A 25,197-nucleotide genomic window follows, 5' to 3' on the forward strand; every position below is an offset into this window, starting at 1 on the left:
GAAAATCAATGTTATAAGGACATGAACAACTATGTACGAAACAAAATCTCTGGAAACTTAACAATAATAGGTGATTTTTCCAAAATAAACAATCCACTTTTTAATAATATCATTCGCCCGTGCCTCAATCATACGCATGATGTTCCGCAATGCCTTATCAGTTATACGAGATTTATTGTGACACAAAAGACATTTTCCAGAAGCAGTAATCCATATCTTTGTGGCATTAGAAGCAGGATTTCCTTCTGATACATGCACATGTATTGGCTCTAAAGGTTTGTTCTCATTTGTCCAAAAATAAACCCAATATGGACCAATTTTAAAGACCTGAGGCATTCAAAAAACCACCCTCCTTGGCAAATTCAATTATCAGATGCGCTGTCGACCTAATAATTGACATATATTCCGCCACTTCTTCCTCGGAAAAACCATTAACACTCACAATTTCATAATCCGGCAGATAACATGTCATATCATGAAAACAATCATTTGCATCTGGCTTTTCTATATATACCTTCACTCTATTGTCCGGCAACAATTCAGAATGAACAATTTCTGTATGGTCATCTAAGGTCATAAATGGGTATATCATAACAAATCATTCCTTCCTATAGAGATTTATTAATATAGCTACCATAATAATATTACCACATATCCAAGAATTGAGAAATCCTTTTTATGTTTCACTCCCACTAAAAATTAGAATATCAGACTTGATAAGATTCTTCTGGAAAAATCTACTAAGTAAGTACAATATCAATTCAGTATCCTTCTTAACAAAATGAAAAATTTTTATCTTATTTTGATTATGCGATGTAATATCACACATAAATAGCATTTCTCCTTGTAATGAACAAAAACGGATAATAGCAACCTATCAATAGATACTATTATCCGTTTACACAATGATACTTAAATTATTTTTTTGCCGCCAAGTATAAAGGATTTTATATTTTGACCACTACTATCATAAACCACTTCAAAATTATTTTTAAACTCAACATTAAATGCATTGACAGATTTCACTGATGAACGTACCACAATATTTTCTTCATCCTTATCAATATCCCAAGTCCATGAAAAATCAGCTGACTCCGGTACTGTGAGGACAGATTTGACTAGTTCTTTGGTCTTTATCCTGATTTCAGCTTCCTCTTGATCTGTTAAAACAAAGGTTTCGCGACGCTTTAGGACTTCTCCATTAACCATGAAATCCCTGTTGGCCCATCGCAGCTGGTACACAGAATTATTCGGCGAAAGATATACAATAAAATTGTGGAATGGATACCCTAAGTTTAAACGATATCCTTTTTCTCCTGCACCTGTCATATCATCCAAATCAGGATCTTTCTTTATCTCTACGATATCATTAAAACCACACTTTTTTAAAGCTTCCGCAATCTCTTTTGCCTGCTCGTCAGTTAAATTATCACTAATGCCCGCACTTTTAATTTTTTGCTCCATTGGAGATAAACTAACAGACGACCCACAAGAACTAACAAGAAATAAGAAACCCGCCAATATTACAATTAGCAAAAAACCACAGCCAAGCACAGCCTTGGCTTTAGTATTTATAGCACTATTATTGTCTTCACTATAAGATGGAGCTACCAACACCTTTTCTGGTATATATGTGTCAGGCGATGCCATTACCTTGGATAACTTATCATAAAAATCCTTGGCTATTTTAGCTGGCACTATTCCAAATCTCACCTTGCCATAACTACAATTTAAAATTATATCACCCTTGAACAAACTTTTTTCATAATTAAAACTAACTATGCTAGAACGCAAAATAGTTTCTGTCTTACCTTTTTTTACAAAAACAATTCTTTTGTTTGTAAGAGCTATTATTCCATCACCAAATTTCCCGTTCAATATCCCTTGAGTAACATAACATATTTTTTCATCATCTGATAACATATCGTACAATAAATCAGCGTTTTCTACATTAGCATTAATTAATTTTGTAACACCCAATTGTTTACATTGAGAATAAAACACTTCATATTTCAACCAGACCACCCCATATATCATTGTTAGTCATAAAAGACATAATATATCTTATATATATATACATAATTATTATAAAATTAATTCATCATTTTGTCAAATATATTCACCATTGTTTTCCAACATTATGGTTTACAATATTCCTAGGAGGGCAGTGGGATGAGTTTATTTTCCGAGCTTATAAAAGAGAAGAGATTACACCTAAAGTTAAGTCTGCGAGCTGCAGCAAAAATAATAGGTATAAGCTATACATATCTTGCCATTTTGGAGAAAGGTATAGACAAACGTACAGGCATTATCAACAAACCAACACCTGAAACATTGCAGATGATTGCGTCTGCTTATCACCTTGACTACAATTACCTTCTTAGCCTTTGGGGATATATTGAATCAGTCAAATTAGAGTTACCTGCTCATCTACAAGAATTAATAGAAGAATGCAAACATTTTTCTGAAGATGACGTTAACACACTTATACAGTATGCAAAATTTATCTCGTGGCAACGTAAAAAACAAATCGAATTTAACCAAAAACCCGATTAGTTCTGTAATTCACAGTAACCAATCGGGTTTTCTTTTATGCTTTAACTTAAATTTAACAACGATTTGCGCACTTAAACAAATCGCAATTACTAAGAATATCATCAAGTAAAAAAGAAATCATCATCTTGTTTCAAGCCTCTTATATAGTTCAGCATTTTTTACCATAAATTCCTTTGAAAGCTCTTTTATCCTTTTAGCTAACTCAGGACAATTTTTAGAAGTTATCACATTATTTTGACTTCTTACTTTTTCAATTATACTGGTATTTGAATTTTTTTCTAACATCGTATACTTCCTCCTCTACACATTCTAACAATTCTGTAGCAACTAATAATAGAATATGCACCTAATCCAATATACGTATAGCACTTTTTCACAAAGGAACATATAGATTTCATGAAATTACAAGCTGGCACCGCAACAGGGCGGCATGGCATGTGAGTGGCATTTGCCTGAACATGCACTGCCATGCCGCCCCATATACAACATTTGTACACTTACGATGCAGTAAATATTACTTCATCTTCTCCTTGAGCATATCAGCTGCCGCCAGCAGTCCCACAATCATGGCAGACGGCCTTGGCGGACACCCCGGCACATACACGTCCACCGGCACCACCTTATCGGCGGCACCTACGATGGCATAGGTATCGCCATAGGTCTCACCACCGGCCGCACAGGCACCACATGCCATCACCAGCCGCGGCTCCGGCATAGCCTCATAGCTCATCTTCAAGGCCTGTTCCAGATTGCGCGTCACCACGCCTGTCACCATCAGCATATCTGCGTGGCGTGGCGAAGCCACAAAAGCCACGCCATACCTGTGCAAATCATAATAAGGGTTACCCAAAGCTCCCATCTCAAAATCACAGGCATTGCAGGAACCGGCATCCAGATGGCGCACATGCAGGGAACGCCCCAGCTTTTCCTTCAGCACATCCGCCAGAGCCTCCTGCCCCGCCTCAATGAGATACGGCATGGCATCCTCGTGGGAGTGCTGCAGCATGCCTTCATTCTCCCTGCCTTCTTCCAGAGCGGCCATGGCGCAGGCCTCAACGCATTTGCCGCAGAAAATGCACCGCTTGTAATCAATCCGATACTCACTGCCCTCTGCCTGAAAAGCCCCCACCGGGCATGCCGCCTGACACTTCGGCAAAAGGCTTTCCTCCACATTGCCTGTCAGCTTGCCACGAAAGCGCTGACTGCCGCTGAGGGAAACCGGTTCCGTGGCTACCTTGTCGCGAAAAATTCTTTCCAATACCTTAAACACAGTTCTCCCTCCTTATCGGTCAATGCACGCATAGCAAAGCTCAAAGCTCTTGTTTATCAACGGGAAATCAGGGATAATATCACCCTGCACCGCAATCGTCAGGGCAGGCCAGTTCGGATAGGACGCACTGCGGACAAAGAGCCTGTCAATCCTGCCCTCGCCGTCCAGCGCCACATAATGGAAATTACTGCCCCGCGGCGATTCGCAGATGCCCCAGGCCTCACCGGCACCATAGGCCATATCCGCATAGAGCGGCATGCCGTGGCAGTTCCTCAGCATATCAAGAAGCTTGTCCACCATCTCAAAGGAAGCAGACAGCTCGCCAATGCGCACCAGAAGCCTTGCCGCCACATCACCCATGGTCTTGGTATACGGCTGGAAATCCAGCTCCGGATACACGCCAAAGGCAAAATCACTGCGGCTGTCATGGGCATAGCCGCTGGCCCTTGCCCCTACGCCAACCATTGCCAAATCAACAGCCGTCTGGTTGCGGATAATGCCTGTAGTCTGCACGCGGTTCTGGAAATTCTCCTGCTCCCTGAACATGGTCGCAAGATCCTCCACCCCGTCAGCAACAGCGTCAATCACGCTATGGATTTCCTCAATCAGCTCCGGGGTGATATCCTGACGGACGCCCCCCGGCACAATCACGCCTCTGAGGAAACGGTTGCCGGCCACAGCCTCGCAAAGCCGCATCAGCCTTTCCTTGAGCCTTGCCCCCAGGCTGATAGCAGGATTGAAGCCTACACCGGCCGGCATATTGCCCAAATCACCTACATGATTTACGATGCGCTCCAGCTCCGAAAGCAGGGTGCGGATAATCTCCGCCCTTCTCGACACGCTGATACCGGCCACCTTCTCCACCGCCTGACAAAAGCTCCAGGTATTGGACACACTGCAAGCACCGCAGATGCGCTCCACAATATGCAGTGCTTCCTCCGGTGTCTTTCCCTCCACAGCCTTCTCAATACCGCGATGGGTAAAGAACAGCTTGGCGTCCAGCTGCAGCATGGCCTCACCGGCCTGACTGAAACGAAAATGCCCCGGCTCGATGATACCGGCATGAATAGGCCCTACCGGCACCTCAAAAAGCCCCTGCCCCTTGGCGGTGCGCACCTTGAACTGCCGCTCGCCCCTGACCTTCGCATTGACCTTCACAGACTTTCTCAAAGGATAAAAGCCCTCCGGGAAGCTCTCATGCAGAACCAGCGGCCGCAAATCAGGATGTCCCTCCGGCACCAACCCGAACATATCATGGATTTCCCGCTCATACCAGGCCGCGGCCGGGATAGCATGGGTAATGCTCTGATAGCTCAGAGAGCCATGCGGGTCAAACACCGCCTTTACCACCTGCATGTCCTTCTTCTCAGGAATCTCAAAATAGCAATAAATGGCATAGCCGGTGCCCTGGGCGGTCTCATCCCTGCCAAACATGGCAGACAGAGGATGGCGCCCCCCGTCATAAACCCGCACCGCCGTCTCCAGCAATGCCTCCGGCGCAATCACATGCTCCATCAGTACACACCTCCCAGAACAATCTGTGCCGCATGGGTCAGCAAGTTATTCAGCACAGTAATCTCGCTCAGCCCGGCGCTGGCCACACAGCTGAAAAGCAGCAGCCCTGCCAGCACGGCAGAATCCACAAAGCCGAACAGCTCACCGGCACTCTTTTTTCTCTTGGACTGGCCGCCAAACATGCGCATTACATGGTACAGGATGCCAATCAGCATGCCTGCCAGCAAAAACAGCATCAGGATGCCCAGCCACGGATGCTCGGACTGGAAAAAGCCAAAGATAATATAGAACTTGCTGAAGAACACGCCGATTGGCGGCATGCCAAGAATCCCCACAATACCCAAAAGCCAGAACAGGGCTGTCCGCGGCGTCTGGGTCATCATGCCATGAATACGCATCATGTTCTTGGTGCCAAATTCCTCCATAATAGTACCTGCCGTATAGAACAGGGAATACTTCACCAGCGCATGGTTAAACATGTGCAGAAGCATAGCCTGGGCCGCCACCGGCACAAAAAGCCCCAGACCTGCCACCATCAGGCCGAAATTCTCCATGGAAGAATAGGCCAGCATGCGCTTTACATCCCTCTGCACCAGCACAAAAGGCACCGCCGCGGCCACCGTAAACAGGCCGAAGAACAGGCACAGGCCGCTGATGAAATCCACCCCGATGGATGGCAGCAGGATAATAATATTCCTAATCAGCACATAAATGGCGCAGATACACAGGGAACCGGACAAAAGGCCGCTGGTCAGGGCCGGCGCCTCGGAATGGGCATCCGGCAGCCAGGCGTGCATAGGCGCCAGTCCCACCTTGGTACCATAGCCTACAAAGAGGAAGCAGAAGGCAAATTTTGCCATGGCCGGGTCAATGCTGTCCACATGCTGGGCAAGATAAAGCCAATTCAACGGATTGGCCGGCCCAATGTCGGTCAGCTGGATGTAGTACACGAGAATCGTCCCCAGAAGAGCAAGACAGATGCCCACGGTGCAGACCATGACGTACTTCCAGGTTGCTTCCAGTGAGGTACGGGTAAACTTAAACGCTACCAGCAGGGCGGACACCAGCGTGGTCGCCTCGATGGCAACCCACATCAGGCCCAGATTATTCACCGTCACCACCACAAACATAATCCACACAAACATGTGGGACAGGGCATAAAAACGCCCTTCCAGCCGCCCGAAGCGGCGCAGGTAGCCGTACCGCTTGTTGGTATCGCGGTCAAGGTACGCCTTGCTGGTCCAGGCAAAGGCCAGGTACAGCGTGCCGATAATCAGCAGCATCCAGACGCTGAGGGCATCCAGATACAGGTATTCATCCCCGTAGGGAGTATTCACATCAAAGGACGTCACCAGCAGGAAAAGCGCCGCCGCCACACAGGTGGCAGTCAGGCGGTTCAGCCAGTGCAGCACGTTCCTTGACAGCAGATTTGTTGCCGAAACCAGACTGAAGATTACGGGCAACAAAAGTATGATATAGATAAGGTCACTTATGCTAAAATTCATCTCATTACCCCTTCAGCTTTTTCATTACACTTGTATCAGTAGTCATAAAGGACAGGCGCATTCTGGAGGTCAGGATAACCAGCACCACCACTGCAATCAGCACATCCAGAAAGACACCCAGCTCCACCACCAGCGGCAGGCCCTCCGTCATCAGAAGACCCAGCAGGTAGATGCCGTTCTCCAGCGTAATCAGGCCCACAATCTGGATGATGGCGCGCTTTCTCAGCACCATCAGGGAAAGCCCCGTCATAATCATCAAAATCGAAGCGGCAATAATATCCCGTCCCACTGAGCCGGGCAGCAGCCTCTCCACAATGGCATAGCCCAGCACCAGAAACAGTGCCGCCGCCATGGTGGAGTAATTTACATTGCTCTCGGACAAAATCTCACGCTCATTGGTCAGCTTGCCCACCAGATGCCACACGGCACCCGGAATGAAAATCACCTTTACCGCAAGGGTCAGAAGCCCCGGCATCATGGCATGAAAGCCGCCGCCATGGGACAGGCCCAGCCAGAAGCAGGCGCAGGCAATAATCAAAGACTGGCTGGCAAGACAGATGACAGCCCGCCGCAAATTTGTAATTCTGGTCTGCAAAAATACTACAAGAACCAGGAACACTACTAAATAATCCACTTTCTCCCAGTCCTCCTTACTCTGCAATAATCGCCAAAAGCAGCAGAACTATTGCCGCTCCCAGATAAACACGCACCTTGAAAAGGCGCATCTTGTTGTTGAGGATTTCCACTACGCCTATCAGCACCGCCCCAAACAGGATTTTCACTGCCAGAGGCACGGCCAGCGGCAGGTACAAGGCGCCGAACAAGGTCAGGAACACCATGATTTTCAGCATGCTGCCCAGATGGATAAGGGTCAGCAGGGGGCCGGAATATTCCAGCGTCATGCCCTCATGAATCATGGTAAGCTCCAGATGAGTGTCGGGGTTATCCACCGGCAGGCGGCTGTTCTCCGCCAGAATCACCAAGAAGAACGCCACACAGGCCAATGCCGCCGACACGGTAAAATAGGCTCCGTCGTAGTCAATCACCATGCTGGAAAGGGTGGTCGAATGATACCTCATGCTGTTGATGAGGATAGCCAGCATCACGGCAGGCTCCACCAGCACGGAAATATAAATCTCACGGGAGCCGCCCATGCCGCCAAAGGAGGTGGCCGCGTCCATGGAGGAAAGCGTCATGAAGAACCGCCCCAGGGCAAGGATATAGACAAAGATAAAAGCATCGCTGATGCTCACCTGCCCTGCCAGAAAACCCGGCACCATGGAGGCAGCCAGAAAGCTGGTGACAAAATACGCCACAGGGGCCAGAATGAAGAACACGCTGGTATGAGGCGTCAATATAGTCGGCTTCTTCCACCACTTCCGCAAATCAAAATACTCCTGCAGCACGCTGGCGCCCTGCCGCTTCTGCAGAAAAGCCTTTACCTTGTTGATAATGCCGGCAATCAAAGGCGCGAAAACCAGCAAAAACAGGGCCTGTACTATATTAAGCCCCAGACCTTCCAGAATGTAGCTCATTATAATACCCCCCAGATAAGTACAGCTATCATGGCAATCATCGTGTAGCCGATATAGAGGCTCACGCTGCCCTCCTGAACATGGCGGAAGGCAGAGGATGAGCTTATCATCCATGTCTGCACCGGCTTGTACAATTTCTCAGTAAACAAATCAGGAATTTCCAGACGCACCTTCAGCTTGCGGCCGAAATAATCATGCTCCTTGCGGAGATACTCGGTGTGCCGCTGAGGATTCAGGATGCTGCCAAAGGCACGGCGCAGGGGCTTGCTAAAGCCGGTAGCGCTGTACTGCTGGCGGCTGGTAGGATAAGTGCCGCAGTTCCAGGTCACATCGCGGCGCTCAAACTTCTTGCGGCCCAGAAGTGCCACCGCCACAAAGGCGGACACCAGCACCGTCACAGCCAGAATAATCGCCGGGCTGTAGATGGCATAGCGGCCACTGCCGCCCCAGATAATGCCCAGAGGATTGCCCATAGGCGGCGTCATAGGCCCTGCCACGATGCCCTGCATGATGTTTACCACAGGATCCGGCAACACGCCCACAATCACTACCAAAGCCGCGGCAATGCCCATGCCTGCCAGCATGAAGAACGGCTGCTCATGAGCCTTGTCCACAATCTGGCTTCTCGGACAGCCCAAAAAGGCAGTGCCATAGAGGCGCACAAAGCACCCCAGGGCAGTAGCACCGGTCAGCCCCAGCATAATAAAGGCAAACACCACCAGAAGCCGCAGTTCAGGACTGCCGGCCTGCTGTGCCAGAGTTATGAAGCTCTGCAATACCAGCCACTCACCAATCAGGCCGCTGGTAAAAGGCAGGGAGGAAAGGGCCATCGCACCAATCAGGGTAAAGAACGCCGTGTAAGGCATCTTCTTAATCAGGCCGCCCATCTTCTCAATATTCTTGCTGCCGGTAGCGTGCATCACGGCACCGGCGCTCATGAACATCAGCCCCTTCATCAGGCTGTGGCTGAAAGCATGCACCATAGCGGCAGTAAAGGCCACCACCGCCAAAGGGAAAAGATTCATGGACATCAAAATCATGCCGCAGCCAAACACGGCAAAGATGATGCCCATATTCTCAACGGAGGAATAAGCCAGAATACGCTTCATGTCCACCTCCATGGTGGCATAAAGCACTCCCAGAAAGGCGGAAATCAGGCCGATAACCGTCACCAGAAGGCCGTACCAGAAAACCTCCATGCCGATAAACTGGAAGGCAAAACGCCCGAAGCCATACAGGGCAACCTTCAGCATCACTCCGCTCATGAGGGCTGACACATGGCTCGGCGCCGCCGGATGGGCATTAGGCAACCAGATATGCAGCGGCATCAGGCCGGATTTCAGGGCAAAGCCTGCAAAGGCACATAAAAAAGCGATATGCCGCATAACCCCGTCCAGCTGATTATGCATCATATCAGCAAAAGCAAAGCTGGCAGAATGGCTGCCCAGCAGATAAAAAGCTACAAGGATTGCCGCCGTACCCAGGTGGGTCATTACCATGTACTGATAAGCGGCCGAAACAGTCTCCTTCTTGCCGGCCTCGTGATTTACCAGCAAAAAAGAAACAAGTGCCATAATCTCCCAGGACACAATAAAGGTAAACGCATCCCCGGAAATCAGCACCGCCACAATCGAAAACAGAAACAGGTTCCACATACCTGTGAGAGCCCGGATACGGTTCCCCAGGTATCCCCTGGCATAGTCCAGGGCATAAATGCTAATGAAAAACCCGGCCACGCCGGTGATAACTAAAAACACACTGCTCCAGCCATCAGCAATCAGCGAATAACTGCCCCACTTTGCATCAATCAATAATGCATTATTGGGCATCAGCAGATATCTGATGCCGCTGAAGGCAGTCATGGCGCTGGCGGCAATCGCACAGAGCATGCCCGCGTAGTGCGCCGTCAGCTCCAGCTTCTTAGGCCAGGCAATGGTCAGCGTTCCCAGCAGAAAGACCAGCAGGGAACATAACAATACATCCATTTTTTCAACTCCTACACATATTTATTACCTGCCTCACCCACAGGGCAAGGCAGGCTTATAACAAAAATCATGACTTTCTCGCCAGCAGCTGCTCACGCACATCCTCCGGCACCAGATTGCCGCCGGTAGCCCAGATAATATGGGTGGCATTGGCCATCTTCTTGCCCAGGCGGTTGTCATACTTATACTCGTCCATCACAGCGGAACGCCCCATGCACACAGGGCCGTGAATGGCGGCACAGGCACTAGGCTCAATAAATATGCCCTCGTGCTGCCACAAAAGATGCATATACTCAAAAATCCGCTTGTCCTTGATGGTGAAATCACCGCTGAGGAACGGCAGGATAAACTCGCCCACAAAGCCTGACGAGCGGCTGACAGCCAGCCCATCCGCCTGGGTATTGCCGGAAAGCCCGATATCCTGCACGGAAATATTGTCAAACAGTCCCGTCACCATGCCCAGCAGCATGCACGGAGCCTGGGTCGGCTCTATAAAGAAGCAGTGAACATGCTCACCAAAAAGCTGTTTCAAACCAAAGGTAATACCGCCGGGAGCGCCGCCTACGCCGCAAGGCAGATAAACAAACAACGGATGGTCCTTGTCCACCACAATATGCTCCTTTATCAGCTGGTTCACCAGCATCTTTGCCGCCACCGCATAGCCAAGGAACAGCTCCTGTGAATGTTCATCATCCACAAAATAACTGCTCGCATCCTCGTCGGACTTCGCCCGGCCTTCCTTCACTGCCTCGCTGTAGTTGCCCTCGTACTCAATCACGGTCACGCCCCTGCTGCGAAGCAAATCCTTCTTCCACTGCTTGGCGTCACTGGACATGTGGACGATGGTCTGAAAGCCCAAAGCCGCACCCATGATGCCGATGGACATCCCCAGGTTGCCGGTGGAGCCCACCTGCAGCTTGCGGGTGGCAAAAAACTCCCGCGCTTCCTCATCAGCCAGCTTGCAGTAATCATCCTCAAAGCTCTCCAGAATACCGTTCTCCACCGCCAGAATCTCCGCATGCTTCATCACTTCATAGATGCCGCCCCTGGCCTTGACCGAGCCGGCCACCGCCAGATGGCTGTCCAGCTTCATCATCAGCCGCCCGGCAATATCCGCACCAATCCGCGGCGAATTCAGGGCCTCCTTGAGCTTTGACACCTCCACCAGATCCGAATCAATCAGCCCGTTACGCTCCTCCGTTTCCGGAAACAGCTTTTTCATCAGAGGGGCAAAACGTCGCATGCGGGCATAGGCCGAATCAATATCCGACAAGGTGAGTGATGAGCGCAGAACTGCATCATCATTATTCATCTTCATGGGATTGGCCCATTCCACCTCAATGGCATTCCTTATATCAGTCAGCAAAATTTCCCTGCGTTCCAGGGAAGAAAGGCTATCAATTTCCATATATGAACATTCCTTTCCTGCAGCATATAAAACACCGTTTAATTATACAGACTTTGTGTCCTCAATTCAACTGCGTTTTTGTAAATAATCGATAAAATCGGCTTCCGGCAGGGGTTTGGAATAATAATATCCCTGTACATAGTCACAGCCCAGCCGAATCAGCCTCTGGCGCTGTTCCTCTGTTTCCACGCCCTCGGAGAGAACCGACAGCCCCATATTTTTGCACATATCAATGATATAGCGTATCATTTTGTCGTTCTGCTCATTCTGCTCCTGCCGTATAAAGCTCATGTCCAGCTTTACCACATCTATATCCATGTGGCCGAACATGCTCAGGGAGGAATAGCCCGTGCCAAAATCATCCAGCTCCACCACAAAGCCGTCCCTGTGCATTTCGTTCACCTTCCTGATAACCATGTCAGGATTGTCCATATAGGCGGACTCCGTTACCTCCACATGCAAATCTGACGGCTGGAGGCCGTATTTGTCCAGCAGAGGCTTCAGCATATCCTCATTGTGGAAATACAAGAAATCCTTGCGGGAAATATTGACGGACACCGGCACCGTTTTTATCCCCATGTCCCGCCAGCGGCGGATGGCCGCACAGGCCTCCTCCCACACATAGCGATCCACATGGGCCACAAACCCGTTATCCTCAAATATAGGGATAAAATCCCCCGGTGACATAAAGCCATACCTGGGATGAATCCACCGCACCAGAGCCTCCGCCCCTATCAGCTCACCTGTAAAAATATTGTGCTTCGGCTGATACCAGACCTTGAACTGGCGCTGATTGATGGCTTCCTCCATATTCTCCAGAATGCGCTGTGTTTTCAGGGCATACATGCGTATATTGTCATCGTAGAGGTTTACCAGCTTGTTGTAGGTGTGAATTATCTTCTGCAGGGCCATCATCGCCCTGTCGCACATGACGCTGACCGGCACGCTGTGGTCCACCTGCTCGTATATGCCATATTTCTGCACAAACGGAGGCAGCCCCTCCTTGACCTGCTTGTACTCATGCAGATCATCAGACTGCTGCTTCAAAAGCTTCCGATAGGTGCCGGCAGAATGGGGCAGCAGCTGGACAAAGGTAGCATCGTCCAGACGCCCGTAGACGCTCTTTTCCCACTCGTCCTGCTCGTGGTTCTGCGCCACATACCGCAGAATCGCCTCGCCCTGCTTCGCGCCGTACCGCTCGTTGATATTGGGCAGATTTACCACATGGGTGCAGACCAGGTCAAAATCCTCATCAGGGTACTTTGCCAGCAGCTGCTCGGACAGATGCAGGAAATAATCCCTGGTATAGCAGTTGGTCAGGTTATCCATGCGCAGTACATTCAGCATAACTGTCTTTTCATGCAGGGCAATAGCCCTCTGCAGGCGGCTCAAGAGCACCTCCGGATTAAAAGGCTTGGCCACAAAATCCGTTGCGCCTGCCTTCAGGCAGCCGGCCTCCTCCTCCGGTGTGTTGTCACTGGTCAGCACCAGCACCGGAATCATCCGCATGATTTCATCCTTCTGGAACTCCTGCAAAAACTCGTAGCCGTTCATCACCGGCATGTTTAAGTCCATCAGGATAACGCTGATGTCCGTGCTGTGCGCTTTCAGGTACTCCAGCGCCTCGAAGCCGTTCTCCTTCTCCACGGTCTTGTAATGCTGCTCCAGAAAGTAGCACAGGGTGGTGCGCTGCAGCTCCGAATCATCCACCACCAGCACCGTCTTGTCACCCACCAGCTGCCGTTCCTTCACGGACAGCTTCGCTTCCTTGTCCAGCTCTTTCTGATGTTCCTCATCAATATCACGGGCGCAGAACAATATCACCTGATTGTCCGGCCTGTAATCCCCGGAGGGAATAATCTCTATCATTTCCCATCTGTACCGTCCGCCTTTGGAACGGCGATAGGTAATGCTCAGGTATTCCTTGCCGCTGCTGAGGCTCTGCCGCAGATTTTCCCTGTTCACAAAGTTCGCAAACTCCTGAACATCCTCTGCATAGACCATACCGGCCTCAACGGCCCTGGCGGCCATCTTCTCATAGTCGGCACTATTGGCCATAAGCCTCTGAATATCTGCCTGATTACTCTGAACACAGCGAAAGGAACTATCCGTCAGATTAACGTACACAATTGTATGATAAATATTCTTTACCAAGCGCAGGACATCATCTATATCTTTATTATGAAGCTCTTCAACAGGCATATTATCTCCCTCCTTCTCCATCCTCTATTTTATACTCAATGGACGAATTTCTCAAGTATACATATACAAATACTGCGGCAATATTGTAAAAGCTATCACCATAGTAGTATAATAGGCATGTGAACATAATCGGAGGTGTTGTACATGATTTCCACCAAAGGCCGCTATGCACTGCGGCTCCTGCTGGATTTGGCCAGCCAGAACAGCAATGAATACATCCCTCTGCGCACCATAGCCCAGAGGCAGAATATTTCCGAGAAGTATCTGCAGATTGTCATCAGGGAGCTGGTGCAGGCCAGGCTCATCAAGGGCATCAGCGGCAAAAAGGGCGGCTACCGCCTCACGCGCCGCCCGGAAGAATACACGGTGGGGGAAATACTCTATCTGGAGGAAAACTCCATGGCCCCTGTCAGCTGCCTGCTGCCGGATGCAGAGCCATGCGACCGCAGCAGTACCTGCCCGACGCTTCCCATGTGGGAAAAATACGACAGGCTGACCAAGGACTTCTTTTATGGCCTCACCATACAGGACCTGCTGGAAGGCAGGGTCTAAACAAAATACCTGCCGGCTAAGTATCCTCTACTCAGCCGGCAGGTATTTCTGCTTTTATATGGCGTCTTAAGCTCCGCTCAGCATATATATCCGGTTAATCCACAGGGCGGATGCCGGTCTTGCCGGTAAACTTGTGGTAATTGCCGCCATTGTGGCGGTTGATGAGCTCGGAGAAAATTTCCTCCGGCTTGATGTTGTGATAAGCCAGCAGTACCAGGCAGTGATACCACAAATCCCCCATCTCATAAACAATCTCATCCTTGTTGAGATTCTTGGAGGCTATGACGGTTTCTACCGCCTCTTCCCCCACCTTTTTCAGAATCTTGTCCTGTCCCTTGTCAAAGAGATAATTGGTGTAGGAGCCTTCCTTCGGGTTGAGCTGGCGATCCTTGATAACAGCGTACAGCTCATTCATAATCCCGGCCAAAGCATTCTCATCTGCCGCTGGCTGCTCCACCACGGCCAGCGCCTTGTCATTGGGCAGCAGGCGGCGGCCGCTGAAGCAGGAATAAGTACCTGTATGGCAGGCGCCGGAGCCCTGCTGATGCACGATAACCAGAATTGTATCGCCATCACAGTCATAGTACATATCCTTGACCTCCTGCATATTGCCGGAGGTTGCTCCCTTGTTCCACAGCTCCTGACGGCTGCGGCTCCAGAACCACGTAGTCCTGGTTTCCAGCGTCTTCTGCAGTGACTCCCTGTTCATATAGGCCAGCATCAGCACCTGGCCGTTTTCCTCCTGTACCACAGCCGGCACAAGCCCATTGGCATCAAATTTTATCATCGAAATATCCAGCATCAGAATCTAACCTCCACTCCGCGGGATTTGAGATAATCCTTCACCTGACGCACGGTGTACTGCCCGTAATGGAATACAGAGGCGGCCAGCACCGCATCTGCCTTGCCCTCGGTCAGCACATCATAAAAGTGCTCCATCCTGCCTGCGCCGCCGGAAGCGATAACAGGCACGTCCACAGCCTCGGACACGGCCCTGGTCAGGGGAATATCATAGCCATCCTTCGTCCCATCGGCATCCATGCTGGTCAGCAGAATCTCCCCTGCGCCCAGCTCCGTGGCACGCTTTACCCATTCGATAACGTCAATGCCGGTAGGCGTCCTGCCTCCGTTGACGTAGACCTCCCATTTGTCCTCGCCACAGCGGCGGGCGTCCACGGCCAGCACAATGCACTGGCGGCCGAACTTCTCCGCGCCCTGACGGATAATATCAGGATTTTTGACAGCCGCCGTGTTGACCGAGGTCTTGTCCGCCCCTGCCTTCAGCATCTTCCGCATGTCCTCGGTGGTGCGGATGCCGCCGCCGATAGTGAAAGGAATAAACACCTGCGACGCACAGTCCCTGGCCACCTGCACGATGGTATCACGCTGCTCGTTGGAGGCTGTGATGTCCAGAAAGACCAGCTCATCACACCGCTCCAAATCATAACGATGTGCCAGCTCCACAGGGTCCCCCGCATCACGCAGACCTACAAAATTCGTTCCCTTGACCACCCGGCCTCCCTTGACATCAAGGCAGGGAATAATGCGCTTTGTATACATAACTATGCCTCCCCAGCTTCTGCACCATCAGCAAGAGCAACAGCCTCCTGCAAATCGAGGCTGCCGGTATAGATGGACTTGCCCACGATAACGCCCTCGATGCCATCCTTTTCATAAGGAAGCAGAGCCCTGATATCCTCTATGGACTTTACGCCGCCGGAGGCTACCACCTTGATGCCGCTTTCACGGGCCAGCCTTGCCGTTGCTTCCACATTGACCCCGGCAAGGGTTCCGTCGCGGGAGATATCCGTATAGATAACCGTCCTGACACCGGCCTTGGCCATTTCCTTTGCCAGCGCCGTAACCTCCACATCACCGGATACGCCCCAGCCATCAACAGCCACTATGCCGTCCCTGGCATCAATTCCCACAACAACGCGGTCGCCGTATTTGCGGCAGGCCTCCTTCACCAGCTCAGGATTCCTGACGGCCACCGAGCCGAGAATAACGCGCTGTACGCCCAGAGCCAGCACCTCATCAATATTCTCCATAGTGCGGATGCCGCCGCCCAGCTCCACCGGAATACTTACTGTATCCACGATTTTCCTGACAACATCAAGATTGACCGGCTTTCCGGCGCGGGCACCGTCCAAATCCACCAGATGCAGGAATTTTCCGCCCTGTGCCTCCCATTTGGCCGCCATTTCCTCCGGCTTGTCACTGAACACGGTTTCCTGGGAAAAATCCCCCTTGAAAAGACGGACGCACCTGCCTCCGCGAATATCTATAGCAGGAAAAATTACCATATTTCCTCTCCTATCACATCTCAATAAAATTCTTCAAAACCTGCAGTCCCACATCCCCGGATTTTTCCGGGTGGAACTGGGTGGCCATCACATTATCTTTGGCCACGGCCGCCGTGAGCTGCTCGCCGTATTCCGTAACAGCCGTAATAATGCCGCTATCCTCCGGCACGCAGTGATAGCTGTGCACAAAGTAAAAATACGGATGCTCCCCCAGGTTCCTGAACAGAGGATGCCGCGGCTCCGAAAAATTCACGGAGTTCCAGCCCATGTGCGGAACCTTCAGCCCCGGCGCATTGATGCGGCGCACCATGCCCTTGAAAATCCCCAGACCCTTTGCCCCCGGGGACTCCTCACTGCCCTCGAACAAAATCTGCTCACCGATGCAGATGCCCAAAAGCGGTGTGCCATCTGCAATCTTCTGCCTGATGGCAGGAATCAGCCCCGTAGCCTCCAGATTGCTCATGCACTCGCCAAAATCGCCAACCCCCGGCAGTACCAGCTTGTCTGCCGACAGGATAAGCCCTTCGTCTCCCGTTACCACTACATCATCAGCAAACTGCAAAAGCGCCTTTTCCACGCTGAACAGGTTGCCTACGCCATAATCTATAACTGCAATCATCTATTGCCTGCCTCCTAACGCCTTTCGGCATATATCACAGCATGCCCTTGGTGGACGGAATTTCATCGGAGGTCTCCGGGTTAATCCTGACCGCATCGTGCAGGGCATGTCCCAGTGCCTTGAAAATCGCCTCCACCTTATGATGGGAATTGGTTCCGTACATCACCTTGACATGGAGGGTAATCCCCGCATTAAAGGCAAAGGCCCGCAGAAATTCCTCCGTCAGCTCCGTATCATACTGCCCAATCATCGGCGCCATGGCTCCGCCTGCATCGTACACCAGAAACGGGCGGCCGCTGATATCCAGTGACACCATCACCAGTGTTTCATCCATAGGCAGGAAAAAAGTGCCGTAGCGGGTGATGCCCTTTTTGTCCCCCAGAGCCTTCCGTACTGCCTGCCCCAGCGCAATGCCGATATCCTCCACGGAATGATGTCCGTCCACCTCGATATCACCGTCACAGTTCAGCACCATATCAAAGCGGCCATGCGCCGTAAAAAGGTTCAGCATGTGGTCAAAAAAGCCAATGCCGCTGGCGATATCGCCACGCCCTGTTCCGTCAAGGTCAACAGTCAGGTCAATCCTTGTTTCCTTGGTTTCACGGATAATATTAGCGCTTCTCATGTCAGGCCTCCCTCTCTGCAAAAGCCTTTACTGCCGCAAACACGGCATCATTTTCCTCCCGCGTGCCCATGGAAATGCGCAGGCAGTTTTCCAGCCCTGCCGCACTGCCAAAACAACGCAGGCCGATGCCCTGGGCCGCCAGCGCTTCATTCAGCTCTTCGGCCAGATAATAGCGCACCAGAATGAAATTCGTCTGGGACGGATATACCTGAAAATCAGGCAGTGAAGCATACTGCTCCGACATGCGGTTCCGCTCCGCAATCATCTGCTGGATGCGCGGCACATACTCGTCCCGCATCTGAAAAACGGTATCGGCAGTCACCAAAGTAAGCACGTTCATGTGATAAGGCATATATGTCTTGCTCACCATGCTGATGACAGACGCATCCCCCAGCAGGTAGCCGCAACGGATAGAGGCCAGCCCATAGGCCTTGGAGAAGGTGCGCGCTACCAGAAGCTTAGGGTACTTCTTCAAAAGGCAGGCCGCAGACTGTCCATAGAACTCCACATAGGCCTCATCAATCAGCAGGGCACAGCTGGTATGCTGGGCAATATCCTCAATCTGCTCCACAGTCAGGGCGTTGCCCGTAGGATTATTCGGGTTGCAAACCACGGCCAGCGAGGCCTTGGAATCATTTACCTTCTGAATGAACTGGCGCACATTCAGGCTGTAGTCCTCCTGGTCAAGATCAATCACGACAGTACGCGCCTCTGCGGCCTTGGCATAAATGCGGTACATGGAAAAGGACGGCTGCGGATACGCAATCGTCAGATTCCTGCCGCCAAAGGCAAAAAACAGCTTTTCAATAATCTCGCTGGAACCATTGCCCAGAAGGACATTTTCCTTCTGCAGGCCATAGTTGGCGGCAATAGCCTCCATGAGCTGCTCCAGCTCCTCATTGGGATAGCGGTTAAAGGCCACGCGGCTCAGCCTGCCCATCACCCTGTCCTCCACCATAGGCGGCAGGTTCAGGCCGCACTCATTGGCGTTCACCTTGATTTTCCATTCACGCTCGACAACATCATAGGATGGCATTTCGCCCAGCTTGCTTCTATATCTCAGCTTTTTTATCTTCATACAGTTCTCCCACCCTCATCAAAACATCATCCAATCAATCCAGCTGCCTGCAGCAATCAGCACTGCCCCACAGCCTCCACAGCCCGACAGCACAAGCACTGCCTCACGGCTTTCTCAGCCTTACAGCGTTGGCGTGAGCCTGCAGCCCCTCCGCCTCCGCCAGACGGATAACATCCTCACTGACAGCATCAAGCTGTGCCTGGGTATAGGAAATGATGCTGGTACGCTTCATAAAGGTTTCTACATTCAGCACGGAATAATAACGCGCCGTGCCGCCGGTAGGCAGTACATGGTTCGGCCCTGCAAAATAATCCCCCAGCGGCTCCGGGGAATACGCCCCCAGGAACACCGCACCTGCATGGCGCACATACGGCAGCAGCTGGAATGGCTGCTCCGTCAGGATTTCCATGTGCTCAGGAGCAGATACATTGGCCAGCTCTACAGCCTGCATAATATCCTCGGCAATGATAATCAGTCCGTTCCGGTCAAGGGAAGCACGGGTGATTTCCTCCCGCGGCAGCTCTTTCAGCTGCTTCTCCGCCTCATCTGCCACCTTGCCTGCCAGCTCCGCGCTATCGGTAATCACAATGCTGGACGCCAGCATATCATGCTCCGCCTGGCTGAGCATATCAGCCGCGGTATAGGCAGGGTCGGCCGTCTTATCTGCCACAATCAGAATCTCGCTCGGGCCTGCCAGCATGTCAATATCGCAGTGACCGTACACGGCCTTTTTGGCCAGCGTCACAAAAATATTGCCAGGGCCGGTAATCTTGTCCACCCGCGGAATGGTTTCCGTGCCGAAAGCCATGGCCGCAATCGCCTGGGCGCCGCCAATCTTGAAGATTTTTGACACACCGGCTTCCCTGGCCGCTACCAGCACATAAGGATTGATTTTGCCGTTTTTCGGCGGCACCATCATGATGATTTCCCTGACGCCTGCCACCACGGCCGGCATGGCATTCATGATAACGGAGGAAGGATAAGCCGCCGTACCGCCCGGCACGTAGATTCCCACCCTGTCCAGCGGAATCACGGACTGGCCCAGAATAGAGCCGTGGCCTCTATAGGTCATCCAGGAATTCGGCTTCTGCTCCTGATGATACTGCCGCACGTTCTCTGCCGCTTTCTTCAGGGAGGCCACCACATCGGCATCGGCCTCCCTGTAGGCAGCCTCATACTCGGCCTCCGTTACCAGAAATTCCTCCGGCGTAAACTCCGTCCTGTCAATCAGCTTCGTGTATTTGATAACCGCCGCATCACCATCCCGGCGGACTTCTCCCACAATTCTGTCTACAATCTGGGCGGCCGTCAGATCCTCACCGAACAGCGCCTTGTTTGCTTCGCGAATCCGCGGATTCAGCTCCACCTGATCAAAGGCAGGCTTTTTTAACAGCTCTTCGACGGCACTCAGCCCCATATCCTTTACATTGACGATTCTCATAGCTTTTCCTCCTTCGCCAGCTCCAAAATCTGCTTCAAATCCTCGGTCAGCTGATGAATCCTGTCAAATTTCAGCTTGAAGCTGACACGGTTGCAAATCAGGCGGGCCGTAGCATCCATAATATAGGCAATCTCCTCAAGGTTGTTTTCACGCAGGGTCGTACCTGTCTCCACAATATCCACGATGCTTTCAGACAGTCCCACGATAGGGCCCAGCTCAATGGAGCCGTTCAGTTTGATATACTCCATCTGCATACCCTTGCTGTTGAAGAACTTCTCTGCAATATGCGGAAACTTGGTCGCCACGCGGGTATGGGCATAATCCGTCAGCTTCGGACGCTTATGCTCCTTGTGGACTGCCATCATGAGATGACAGCGGCCAAAGCCCAGATCCAGAAGCTCGTACACATCCATGCCGGATTCAGTCAGCACATCCTTGCCGATAATCCCGATATCCGCCGCGCCATACTCCACATAGGTAGGCACATCAGCAGTCTTGCTGATGATAAACTTAATCTTTTTTTCCTCATTGGTGATAACCAGCTTACGGGACTTCTCACTCAAATCCTCTGCCGTATAGCCCACCTTGGCCAGCAGATCAGCCGACAGGCCAAACAGCTTCCCCTTTGGCAGTGCAATCGTAATATAGTCCATATTGTTAGAAGTCATCAGTACGCCTCCATCAAATCGTCATTTTATTTTCATTCTTTATCTCGCTAAAGTATTAACGTATAACATAATAACACATACCACCTGATTCGTCAACCCAAAACTAAGAGAAACCTTCCCCTGCTTCTCCTGCCCCGGCAATCAGCTCCAGCTTCTGGCTCCGCGTCAGCTTTTTGATGGCACACTCCCTCCGCATGGCCTCGCTCTTTGTGGCAAAGCGCTCATAGTACACCAGCTTCACCGGCAGGCGGCAGCGGGTGCACCTGCTGGCCCTGCCCGCATTGTGCATGGCGAGGCGGTGCACGAGATTTACCGTGTAGCCCGTGTACAATGTACCATCACTGCATTCGAGGATATAAGTATAAGCCCCGGCTTCCTTGCAGGAAACCGGGGCAGTTTTTTTCTCCATTACTCAGCGGCCTTGATGGTAATCTTGTTGATTACCACATCATGAACCGGCCTGTCCTGCATGCCGGTCTTCACGTGACCAATCTCGCGGACAACCTCCATGCCCTTGATAACCTTGCCGAATACGGTGTGACGCCCATCCAGCCAAGGAGTTGCATCAAGGGTGATAAAGAACTGGGAACCGCCGGTATGCGGACGCCCGGTGTTTGCCATGGAGAGGATTCCCTCGCTCTCATGCTTCAGCTCTGACCTGAACTCGTCCTCGATGGTGTAGCCTGGGCCGCCCATGCCGGTGCCGGTCGGATCGCCGCCCTGAATCATGAAGCCGTCAATAACGCGATGGAAGATTACGCCGTCATAGAAGCCTTCCTCTGCCAGCTTGATGAAATTGCCGGTCGTAATCGGCGTCTTGTCCTCAAACAGCTCAATCTCAAACTCACCCATGTTGGTATCAAATACCGCAATACGATTTGCCACTTTATTCTCTCCTTCGTCCTTCTTAAAATCAAAAAATGAACCTGCCGCACAGGCTGTAGTCATAAAGGCCAGCGCCAGCAGCATACACATAACTATCTTTTTCATTTAATAACCACCACTATTTCCATATTGGTATCAATCACGCCGATGCCGCAGGGCAGAACCGCCCTTGCCTGCGCCCAGTCACGCGCCGGATAAGCGCCTGCAACATCTGTCAGGGCACGAATGTCAACAGCCTTACCTGCGCTCGGTCACGAACCGGATGAACTCATGTACCTCCGGCTCGGTTTTCAGCTTGACGGTATAGCACTGGTTGCCCATCTGGGGAACCATCATTTCCGGCATGCGCTCCGCCATGACGATATCCTTGCCGTAGCGCCTGCTGATTTCCTCCGGGGAATGAACATAGCTGAACTGGTCGCGTCTGCCTGCATACACGCAGAAACGGTCATCATTGAGGTCAGGCTGCAAACGGCGGTTGTCAGTAACCATATCCGCCCATATCTGATACACATCCATGCTGTGGGCATAATTCATCATATCAGGGGTATAGCCGCCAGCAGGGCGCATATTCACTTCCAGCCCTACAAAATCACCGGCTTTGCCCAGTCCCGGCTTGTCCTCTTCCAGCTGGAAAAACTCCAGATGCACGAAGCGGCTCCTGACATCAAAGGCCTTGACTGCCGCCCTGCCGGCACTGCGCAATGCCTCCGGCACATCAGCCCTGACAAAATAAGCCAAATCCAGCTTGTCAGTCACTATATTCATGATGGATGGCGGCCATTCCGTGCAGGATTCCATCAAAGGCTCCGACTTGTTGTCAAGAATCGCATCATAGGAGAAAATCTTGCCCTGCACAAATTCCTCCATAACGTAAGGAACCTCCGGATAATTGGCAAAAAACCCCTGCAGCTCATCATCATTTTTCAGCTTGTAGGTATCGTTGGCACCTACGCCCACATCCGGCTTGACCACCACGGGATAGCCAACCTCGGCGATAAACCTGCGGGCCTCCTCGATGCTGGATACATGATGCAGCCGGGCGGACGGGATGCCGGCCTGACGGTAATACTCCTTCATGGCGGACTTTTTCTTGATGCGCCCTATATCGGCATACTGCTCGCCTGTCGTTATGTGGAAATCGGTACGCAGGCGGGCGTCCTGCTCCAGCCAGAACTCATTGTTGGATTCCAGCCAGTCAATCTTGCCGTATTTAAAGGAAAAAAATGCCACAGCCTTGAACACCTGGCTATAATCCTTCATGTCCTGCACGTAGTAATACTCGGTCAGGGAATCCCTGACATTCTCATCCAAGCCGTCGTAAGGGCAGTCACCGACCCCCAGTACATTTACTCCGTTCCGCTTCAGACGATTGGCAAACAGCCAGTACGTCCGCGGAAAGTGCGGAGAAATAAACACAAAATTCATACCTTATTCCCCTTTTCTCTATCTGTCCGCTATCCTGCCCCTCACAAAAGATGCGGCAAAAAATAGCGAATCTGCTTCTTCCACCACGGCCAGTCATGCTCTACGTCATAGCCCCAGAAATCACACCATGCCCCTATGCCCTTGGCATTGAACTGATCCCGGAGAATAGCCGTGGTACGGCGTCCCTCGTCCTCCCACGGACCCTGCCCTACGCAGAAAATCGGCTTTCTCTGGTTGTACAGCTCCACATACCAGTGGTCAGGCGGCAGGTTTTCCATAAAATGCACAGGAGAATTGCGGTAAAGCACCTCATCCATCCAGCCATCAAAGAAATACTTGGCATCATAGGCGCCGGAAAGCGCCAGACAGCCGCCAAACAAATCAGGACGGCGCAGGAACACGATAGCCGCATGGGTAGCTCCCAGGCTGCAGCCGAAGGTAATCGGCTGCTTGCCGCTGTGGTTTCTGGAATAAATGCACGGCAGAACCTCCTCCACAATATAGTGGAAGTATTGCTCCTGACGCCAGGCCCGCCAGCCCTTATCTCCCCAGACATTGGACCAGCTCTCCACATCAACTGTATCAACTACGTACAGCTGAATGGCGCCGCCATCAATATAGTCCGCAATATTGTCCAGAAAGCCGTAGCCCTCGTAATTATAACAATCTCCGTCCTGACACGGAAAAGCCACTATCGGCAGGCCGTCATGCCCATAGACACGGATATTCATATCCCTGTTCAGGTGATGGCTGTAATGGTGAATATGCTCAACGTTCATTCTATCGCCTCTAATCATACATAATAAACAAGGAGCAACCTTCCCTGCACAGCACCGCTGTACAAAGGAATGTCACTCCTTTAAGGATAACAAAACTAATCAGCTATGTCAATTTTTCGGCAGCTCTGCCAGACCATTTTCTGCACAAAGAAAGCCATAATCCAAAAGTGCGGCCGAATCAGAAAAGCGCGTATCCGTGCCGCTGGATTTCAGCACCACGCACAAAATCTCCCGGCCCTTCCGCCTGGCGACAGATACCAGACAGCCGCCTGCGGCAATGGTAAAACCTGTCTTGACGCCGATGCAGCCGGGGTAGCTCTCCAGCAGCTTGTTGGTATTCTCCGCCTCATAGATAGCCCCCGGATTCTGCCAGTCAGGCAGGATAATCCTCTCGCGGGCCACAATGCGTCGGAACAAGGGATTCTGCATGGCATAGGCAGATACCTTCGCTATATCCCTGGCTGTAGAATAATGGTTTTCATCAGGCATGCCATTGCAATTTTCAAAGTGGGTGTTGGTCATGCCCAGCTCCCTCGCTTTTTCATTCATCATGCCCACAAAGGCAGCCTCGCTGCCGCCGATTGCCTCGCCCAGCGCCGTGGCGGCACCATTGTCCGACTCCAGCAGCATCAGCTCAATCATATCAAACTCACGCATGGAGCTCCCGGCCCACAGGCCGGTACATTCCACATCGGCGGCGTAGGGGCTCACCACCACCGTGCTGTTGTTGTCCCCCTTGTCCAGCGCCAGTGCCGCTGTCATCACCTTGGTGGTGCTGGCGGGATACTGCCTTGCGTCAGCGTTCTTCCCGTAGATAATCCCCCCTGTTTCCATATCCAC

General features: G+C 51.4%; 27 protein-coding genes. 2 read left to right on the forward strand and 25 right to left on the reverse strand.

Annotated elements, in window-relative coordinates; all coding sequences use genetic code 11:
- Positions 1 to 57: 57 nt before the first annotated feature.
- The 3 genes from ACI3UA_RS00470 to ACI3UA_RS00480 all read right to left on the reverse strand — a co-directional run bounded on the left by ACI3UA_RS00470 (position 58) and on the right by ACI3UA_RS00480 (position 2,016).
- Entirely contained in the window at positions 58 to 336 is a 279-nt protein-coding gene (locus ACI3UA_RS00470) for a DUF4160 domain-containing protein (RefSeq protein WP_439722867.1), read from the reverse strand.
- Positions 320 to 577, reverse strand: coding sequence for a hypothetical protein (locus ACI3UA_RS00475; protein ID WP_405720879.1), 258 nt, complete (start codon positions 575 to 577; stop codon positions 320 to 322). The genes ACI3UA_RS00470 and ACI3UA_RS00475 overlap by 17 nt, the downstream gene beginning before the upstream one ends.
- A gap of 335 nt (positions 578 to 912) precedes the next feature.
- Complete coding sequence (locus ACI3UA_RS00480) at positions 913 to 2,016, reverse strand: PH domain-containing protein (protein ID WP_439722868.1); 1,104 nt, start codon at positions 2,014 to 2,016, stop codon at positions 913 to 915.
- Between the two features lie 156 nt (positions 2,017 to 2,172).
- Here ACI3UA_RS00480 and ACI3UA_RS00485 point away from each other — a divergent pair, with 156 nt between their 5' ends.
- Positions 2,173 to 2,556 (forward strand): helix-turn-helix domain-containing protein, encoded by a 384-nt coding sequence (locus tag ACI3UA_RS00485; protein ID WP_439722869.1) that lies wholly within the window; start codon positions 2,173 to 2,175, stop codon positions 2,554 to 2,556.
- A gap of 120 nt (positions 2,557 to 2,676) precedes the next feature.
- On the opposite strand, the gene ACI3UA_RS00490 is transcribed toward ACI3UA_RS00485, so the two are convergent.
- The 9 genes from ACI3UA_RS00490 to ACI3UA_RS00530 form a co-directional block, all read right to left on the reverse strand.
- The gene (locus tag ACI3UA_RS00490) at positions 2,677 to 2,841 is read right to left on the reverse strand and encodes a hypothetical protein (RefSeq protein ID WP_439722870.1); all 165 of its coding nucleotides are present in this window, start codon (positions 2,839 to 2,841) and stop codon (positions 2,677 to 2,679) included.
- 229 nt (positions 2,842 to 3,070) lie between these two features.
- Complete coding sequence (nuoB, locus tag ACI3UA_RS00495) at positions 3,071 to 3,826, reverse strand: NADH-quinone oxidoreductase subunit NuoB (RefSeq protein WP_439722871.1); 756 nt, start codon at positions 3,824 to 3,826, stop codon at positions 3,071 to 3,073.
- A 12-nt stretch (positions 3,827 to 3,838) separates the two neighbouring features.
- Positions 3,839 to 5,341, reverse strand: coding sequence for a hydrogenase large subunit (locus ACI3UA_RS00500; protein ID WP_439722872.1), 1,503 nt, complete (start codon positions 5,339 to 5,341; stop codon positions 3,839 to 3,841).
- Complete coding sequence (locus ACI3UA_RS00505) at positions 5,341 to 6,846, reverse strand: proton-conducting transporter transmembrane domain-containing protein (protein ID WP_439722873.1); 1,506 nt, start codon at positions 6,844 to 6,846, stop codon at positions 5,341 to 5,343. The genes ACI3UA_RS00500 and ACI3UA_RS00505 overlap by 1 nt, the downstream gene beginning before the upstream one ends.
- A 4-nt stretch (positions 6,847 to 6,850) precedes the next feature.
- Entirely contained in the window at positions 6,851 to 7,480 is a 630-nt protein-coding gene (locus tag ACI3UA_RS00510) for a hydrogenase (RefSeq protein WP_439722874.1), read from the reverse strand.
- Between the two features lie 16 nt (positions 7,481 to 7,496).
- Positions 7,497 to 8,381, reverse strand: coding sequence for a respiratory chain complex I subunit 1 family protein (locus ACI3UA_RS00515; protein ID WP_439722875.1), 885 nt, complete (start codon positions 8,379 to 8,381; stop codon positions 7,497 to 7,499).
- Positions 8,381 to 10,366 (reverse strand): proton-conducting transporter transmembrane domain-containing protein, encoded by a 1,986-nt coding sequence (locus ACI3UA_RS00520; RefSeq protein WP_439722876.1) that lies wholly within the window; start codon positions 10,364 to 10,366, stop codon positions 8,381 to 8,383. Before ACI3UA_RS00520 ends, ACI3UA_RS00515 begins: the two co-directional genes overlap by 1 nt.
- Positions 10,367 to 10,433: 67 nt before the next feature.
- A complete protein-coding gene (locus tag ACI3UA_RS00525; protein ID WP_439722877.1) occupies positions 10,434 to 11,774 on the reverse strand; it encodes a D-serine ammonia-lyase in 1,341 nt (446 codons plus the stop codon).
- Positions 11,775 to 11,840: 66 nt separating this feature from the next.
- Positions 11,841 to 13,976 (reverse strand): EAL domain-containing protein, encoded by a 2,136-nt coding sequence (locus ACI3UA_RS00530; protein ID WP_439722878.1) that lies wholly within the window; start codon positions 13,974 to 13,976, stop codon positions 11,841 to 11,843.
- 144 nt (positions 13,977 to 14,120) lie between these two features.
- On the opposite strand from ACI3UA_RS00530, the gene ACI3UA_RS00535 reads away from it, so the two are divergent.
- Positions 14,121 to 14,528, forward strand: a complete 408-nt coding sequence (locus tag ACI3UA_RS00535) for an RrF2 family transcriptional regulator (RefSeq protein WP_439722879.1) — start codon at positions 14,121 to 14,123, stop codon at positions 14,526 to 14,528.
- A gap of 94 nt (positions 14,529 to 14,622) precedes the next feature.
- Here ACI3UA_RS00535 and hisIE read toward each other — a convergent pair whose 3' ends face one another.
- From hisIE to ACI3UA_RS00600, 13 genes are all read right to left on the reverse strand, one after another.
- On the reverse strand, positions 14,623 to 15,330 hold the full coding sequence (gene hisIE / locus ACI3UA_RS00540) for a bifunctional phosphoribosyl-AMP cyclohydrolase/phosphoribosyl-ATP diphosphatase HisIE (RefSeq protein ID WP_439722880.1): 708 nt from the start codon (positions 15,328 to 15,330) through the stop codon (positions 14,623 to 14,625).
- Positions 15,330 to 16,088, reverse strand: coding sequence for an imidazole glycerol phosphate synthase subunit HisF (gene hisF / locus ACI3UA_RS00545; RefSeq protein ID WP_439722881.1), 759 nt, complete (start codon positions 16,086 to 16,088; stop codon positions 15,330 to 15,332). Before hisF ends, hisIE begins: the two co-directional genes overlap by 1 nt.
- A 2-nt stretch (positions 16,089 to 16,090) precedes the next feature.
- Complete coding sequence (gene hisA / locus ACI3UA_RS00550; protein WP_439722882.1) at positions 16,091 to 16,834, reverse strand: 1-(5-phosphoribosyl)-5-[(5-phosphoribosylamino)methylideneamino]imidazole-4-carboxamide isomerase; 744 nt, start codon at positions 16,832 to 16,834, stop codon at positions 16,091 to 16,093.
- Positions 16,835 to 16,847: 13 nt separating this feature from the next.
- Positions 16,848 to 17,453 carry an imidazole glycerol phosphate synthase subunit HisH gene (hisH, locus tag ACI3UA_RS00555; RefSeq protein WP_439722883.1) on the reverse strand — a complete coding sequence of 202 codons (606 nt, stop codon included), beginning with the start codon at positions 17,451 to 17,453 and terminating at the stop codon, positions 16,848 to 16,850.
- Positions 17,454 to 17,487: 34 nt separating this feature from the next.
- Complete coding sequence (hisB, locus tag ACI3UA_RS00560) at positions 17,488 to 18,078, reverse strand: imidazoleglycerol-phosphate dehydratase HisB (protein ID WP_439722884.1); 591 nt, start codon at positions 18,076 to 18,078, stop codon at positions 17,488 to 17,490.
- A gap of 1 nt (position 18,079) precedes the next feature.
- Positions 18,080 to 19,156 (reverse strand): histidinol-phosphate transaminase, encoded by a 1,077-nt coding sequence (gene hisC, locus ACI3UA_RS00565; RefSeq protein ID WP_439722885.1) that lies wholly within the window; start codon positions 19,154 to 19,156, stop codon positions 18,080 to 18,082.
- Between the two features lie 103 nt (positions 19,157 to 19,259).
- Positions 19,260 to 20,597, reverse strand: a complete 1,338-nt coding sequence (gene hisD, locus ACI3UA_RS00570) for a histidinol dehydrogenase (RefSeq protein ID WP_439722886.1) — start codon at positions 20,595 to 20,597, stop codon at positions 19,260 to 19,262.
- Positions 20,594 to 21,265, reverse strand: a complete 672-nt coding sequence (gene hisG, locus ACI3UA_RS00575; RefSeq protein WP_439722887.1) for an ATP phosphoribosyltransferase — start codon at positions 21,263 to 21,265, stop codon at positions 20,594 to 20,596. Before hisG ends, hisD begins: the two co-directional genes overlap by 4 nt.
- A gap of 103 nt (positions 21,266 to 21,368) precedes the next feature.
- The gene (locus tag ACI3UA_RS00580) at positions 21,369 to 21,674 is read right to left on the reverse strand and encodes a GIY-YIG nuclease family protein (protein WP_439722888.1); all 306 of its coding nucleotides are present in this window, start codon (positions 21,672 to 21,674) and stop codon (positions 21,369 to 21,371) included.
- Complete coding sequence (locus ACI3UA_RS00585) at positions 21,674 to 22,255, reverse strand: peptidylprolyl isomerase (protein ID WP_439722889.1); 582 nt, start codon at positions 22,253 to 22,255, stop codon at positions 21,674 to 21,676. Before ACI3UA_RS00585 ends, ACI3UA_RS00580 begins: the two co-directional genes overlap by 1 nt.
- Before the next feature lie 132 nt (positions 22,256 to 22,387).
- On the reverse strand, positions 22,388 to 23,578 hold the full coding sequence (locus ACI3UA_RS00590) for an ATP-grasp domain-containing protein (protein ID WP_439722890.1): 1,191 nt from the start codon (positions 23,576 to 23,578) through the stop codon (positions 22,388 to 22,390).
- 41 nt (positions 23,579 to 23,619) lie between these two features.
- Positions 23,620 to 24,357 carry an esterase family protein gene (locus ACI3UA_RS00595; protein WP_439722891.1) on the reverse strand — a complete coding sequence of 246 codons (738 nt, stop codon included), beginning with the start codon at positions 24,355 to 24,357 and terminating at the stop codon, positions 23,620 to 23,622.
- 108 nt (positions 24,358 to 24,465) lie between these two features.
- Positions 24,466 to 25,197, reverse strand: a 732-nt coding sequence (locus ACI3UA_RS00600; RefSeq protein WP_439722892.1) for a D-alanyl-D-alanine carboxypeptidase family protein, incomplete at its 5' end; no start/stop codon positions are given.

The sequence above is a fragment of the Anaerovibrio sp. genome (assembly GCF_051866355.1).
Taxonomy (GTDB): Bacteria; Bacillota; Negativicutes; order Selenomonadales; family Selenomonadaceae; genus Anaerovibrio.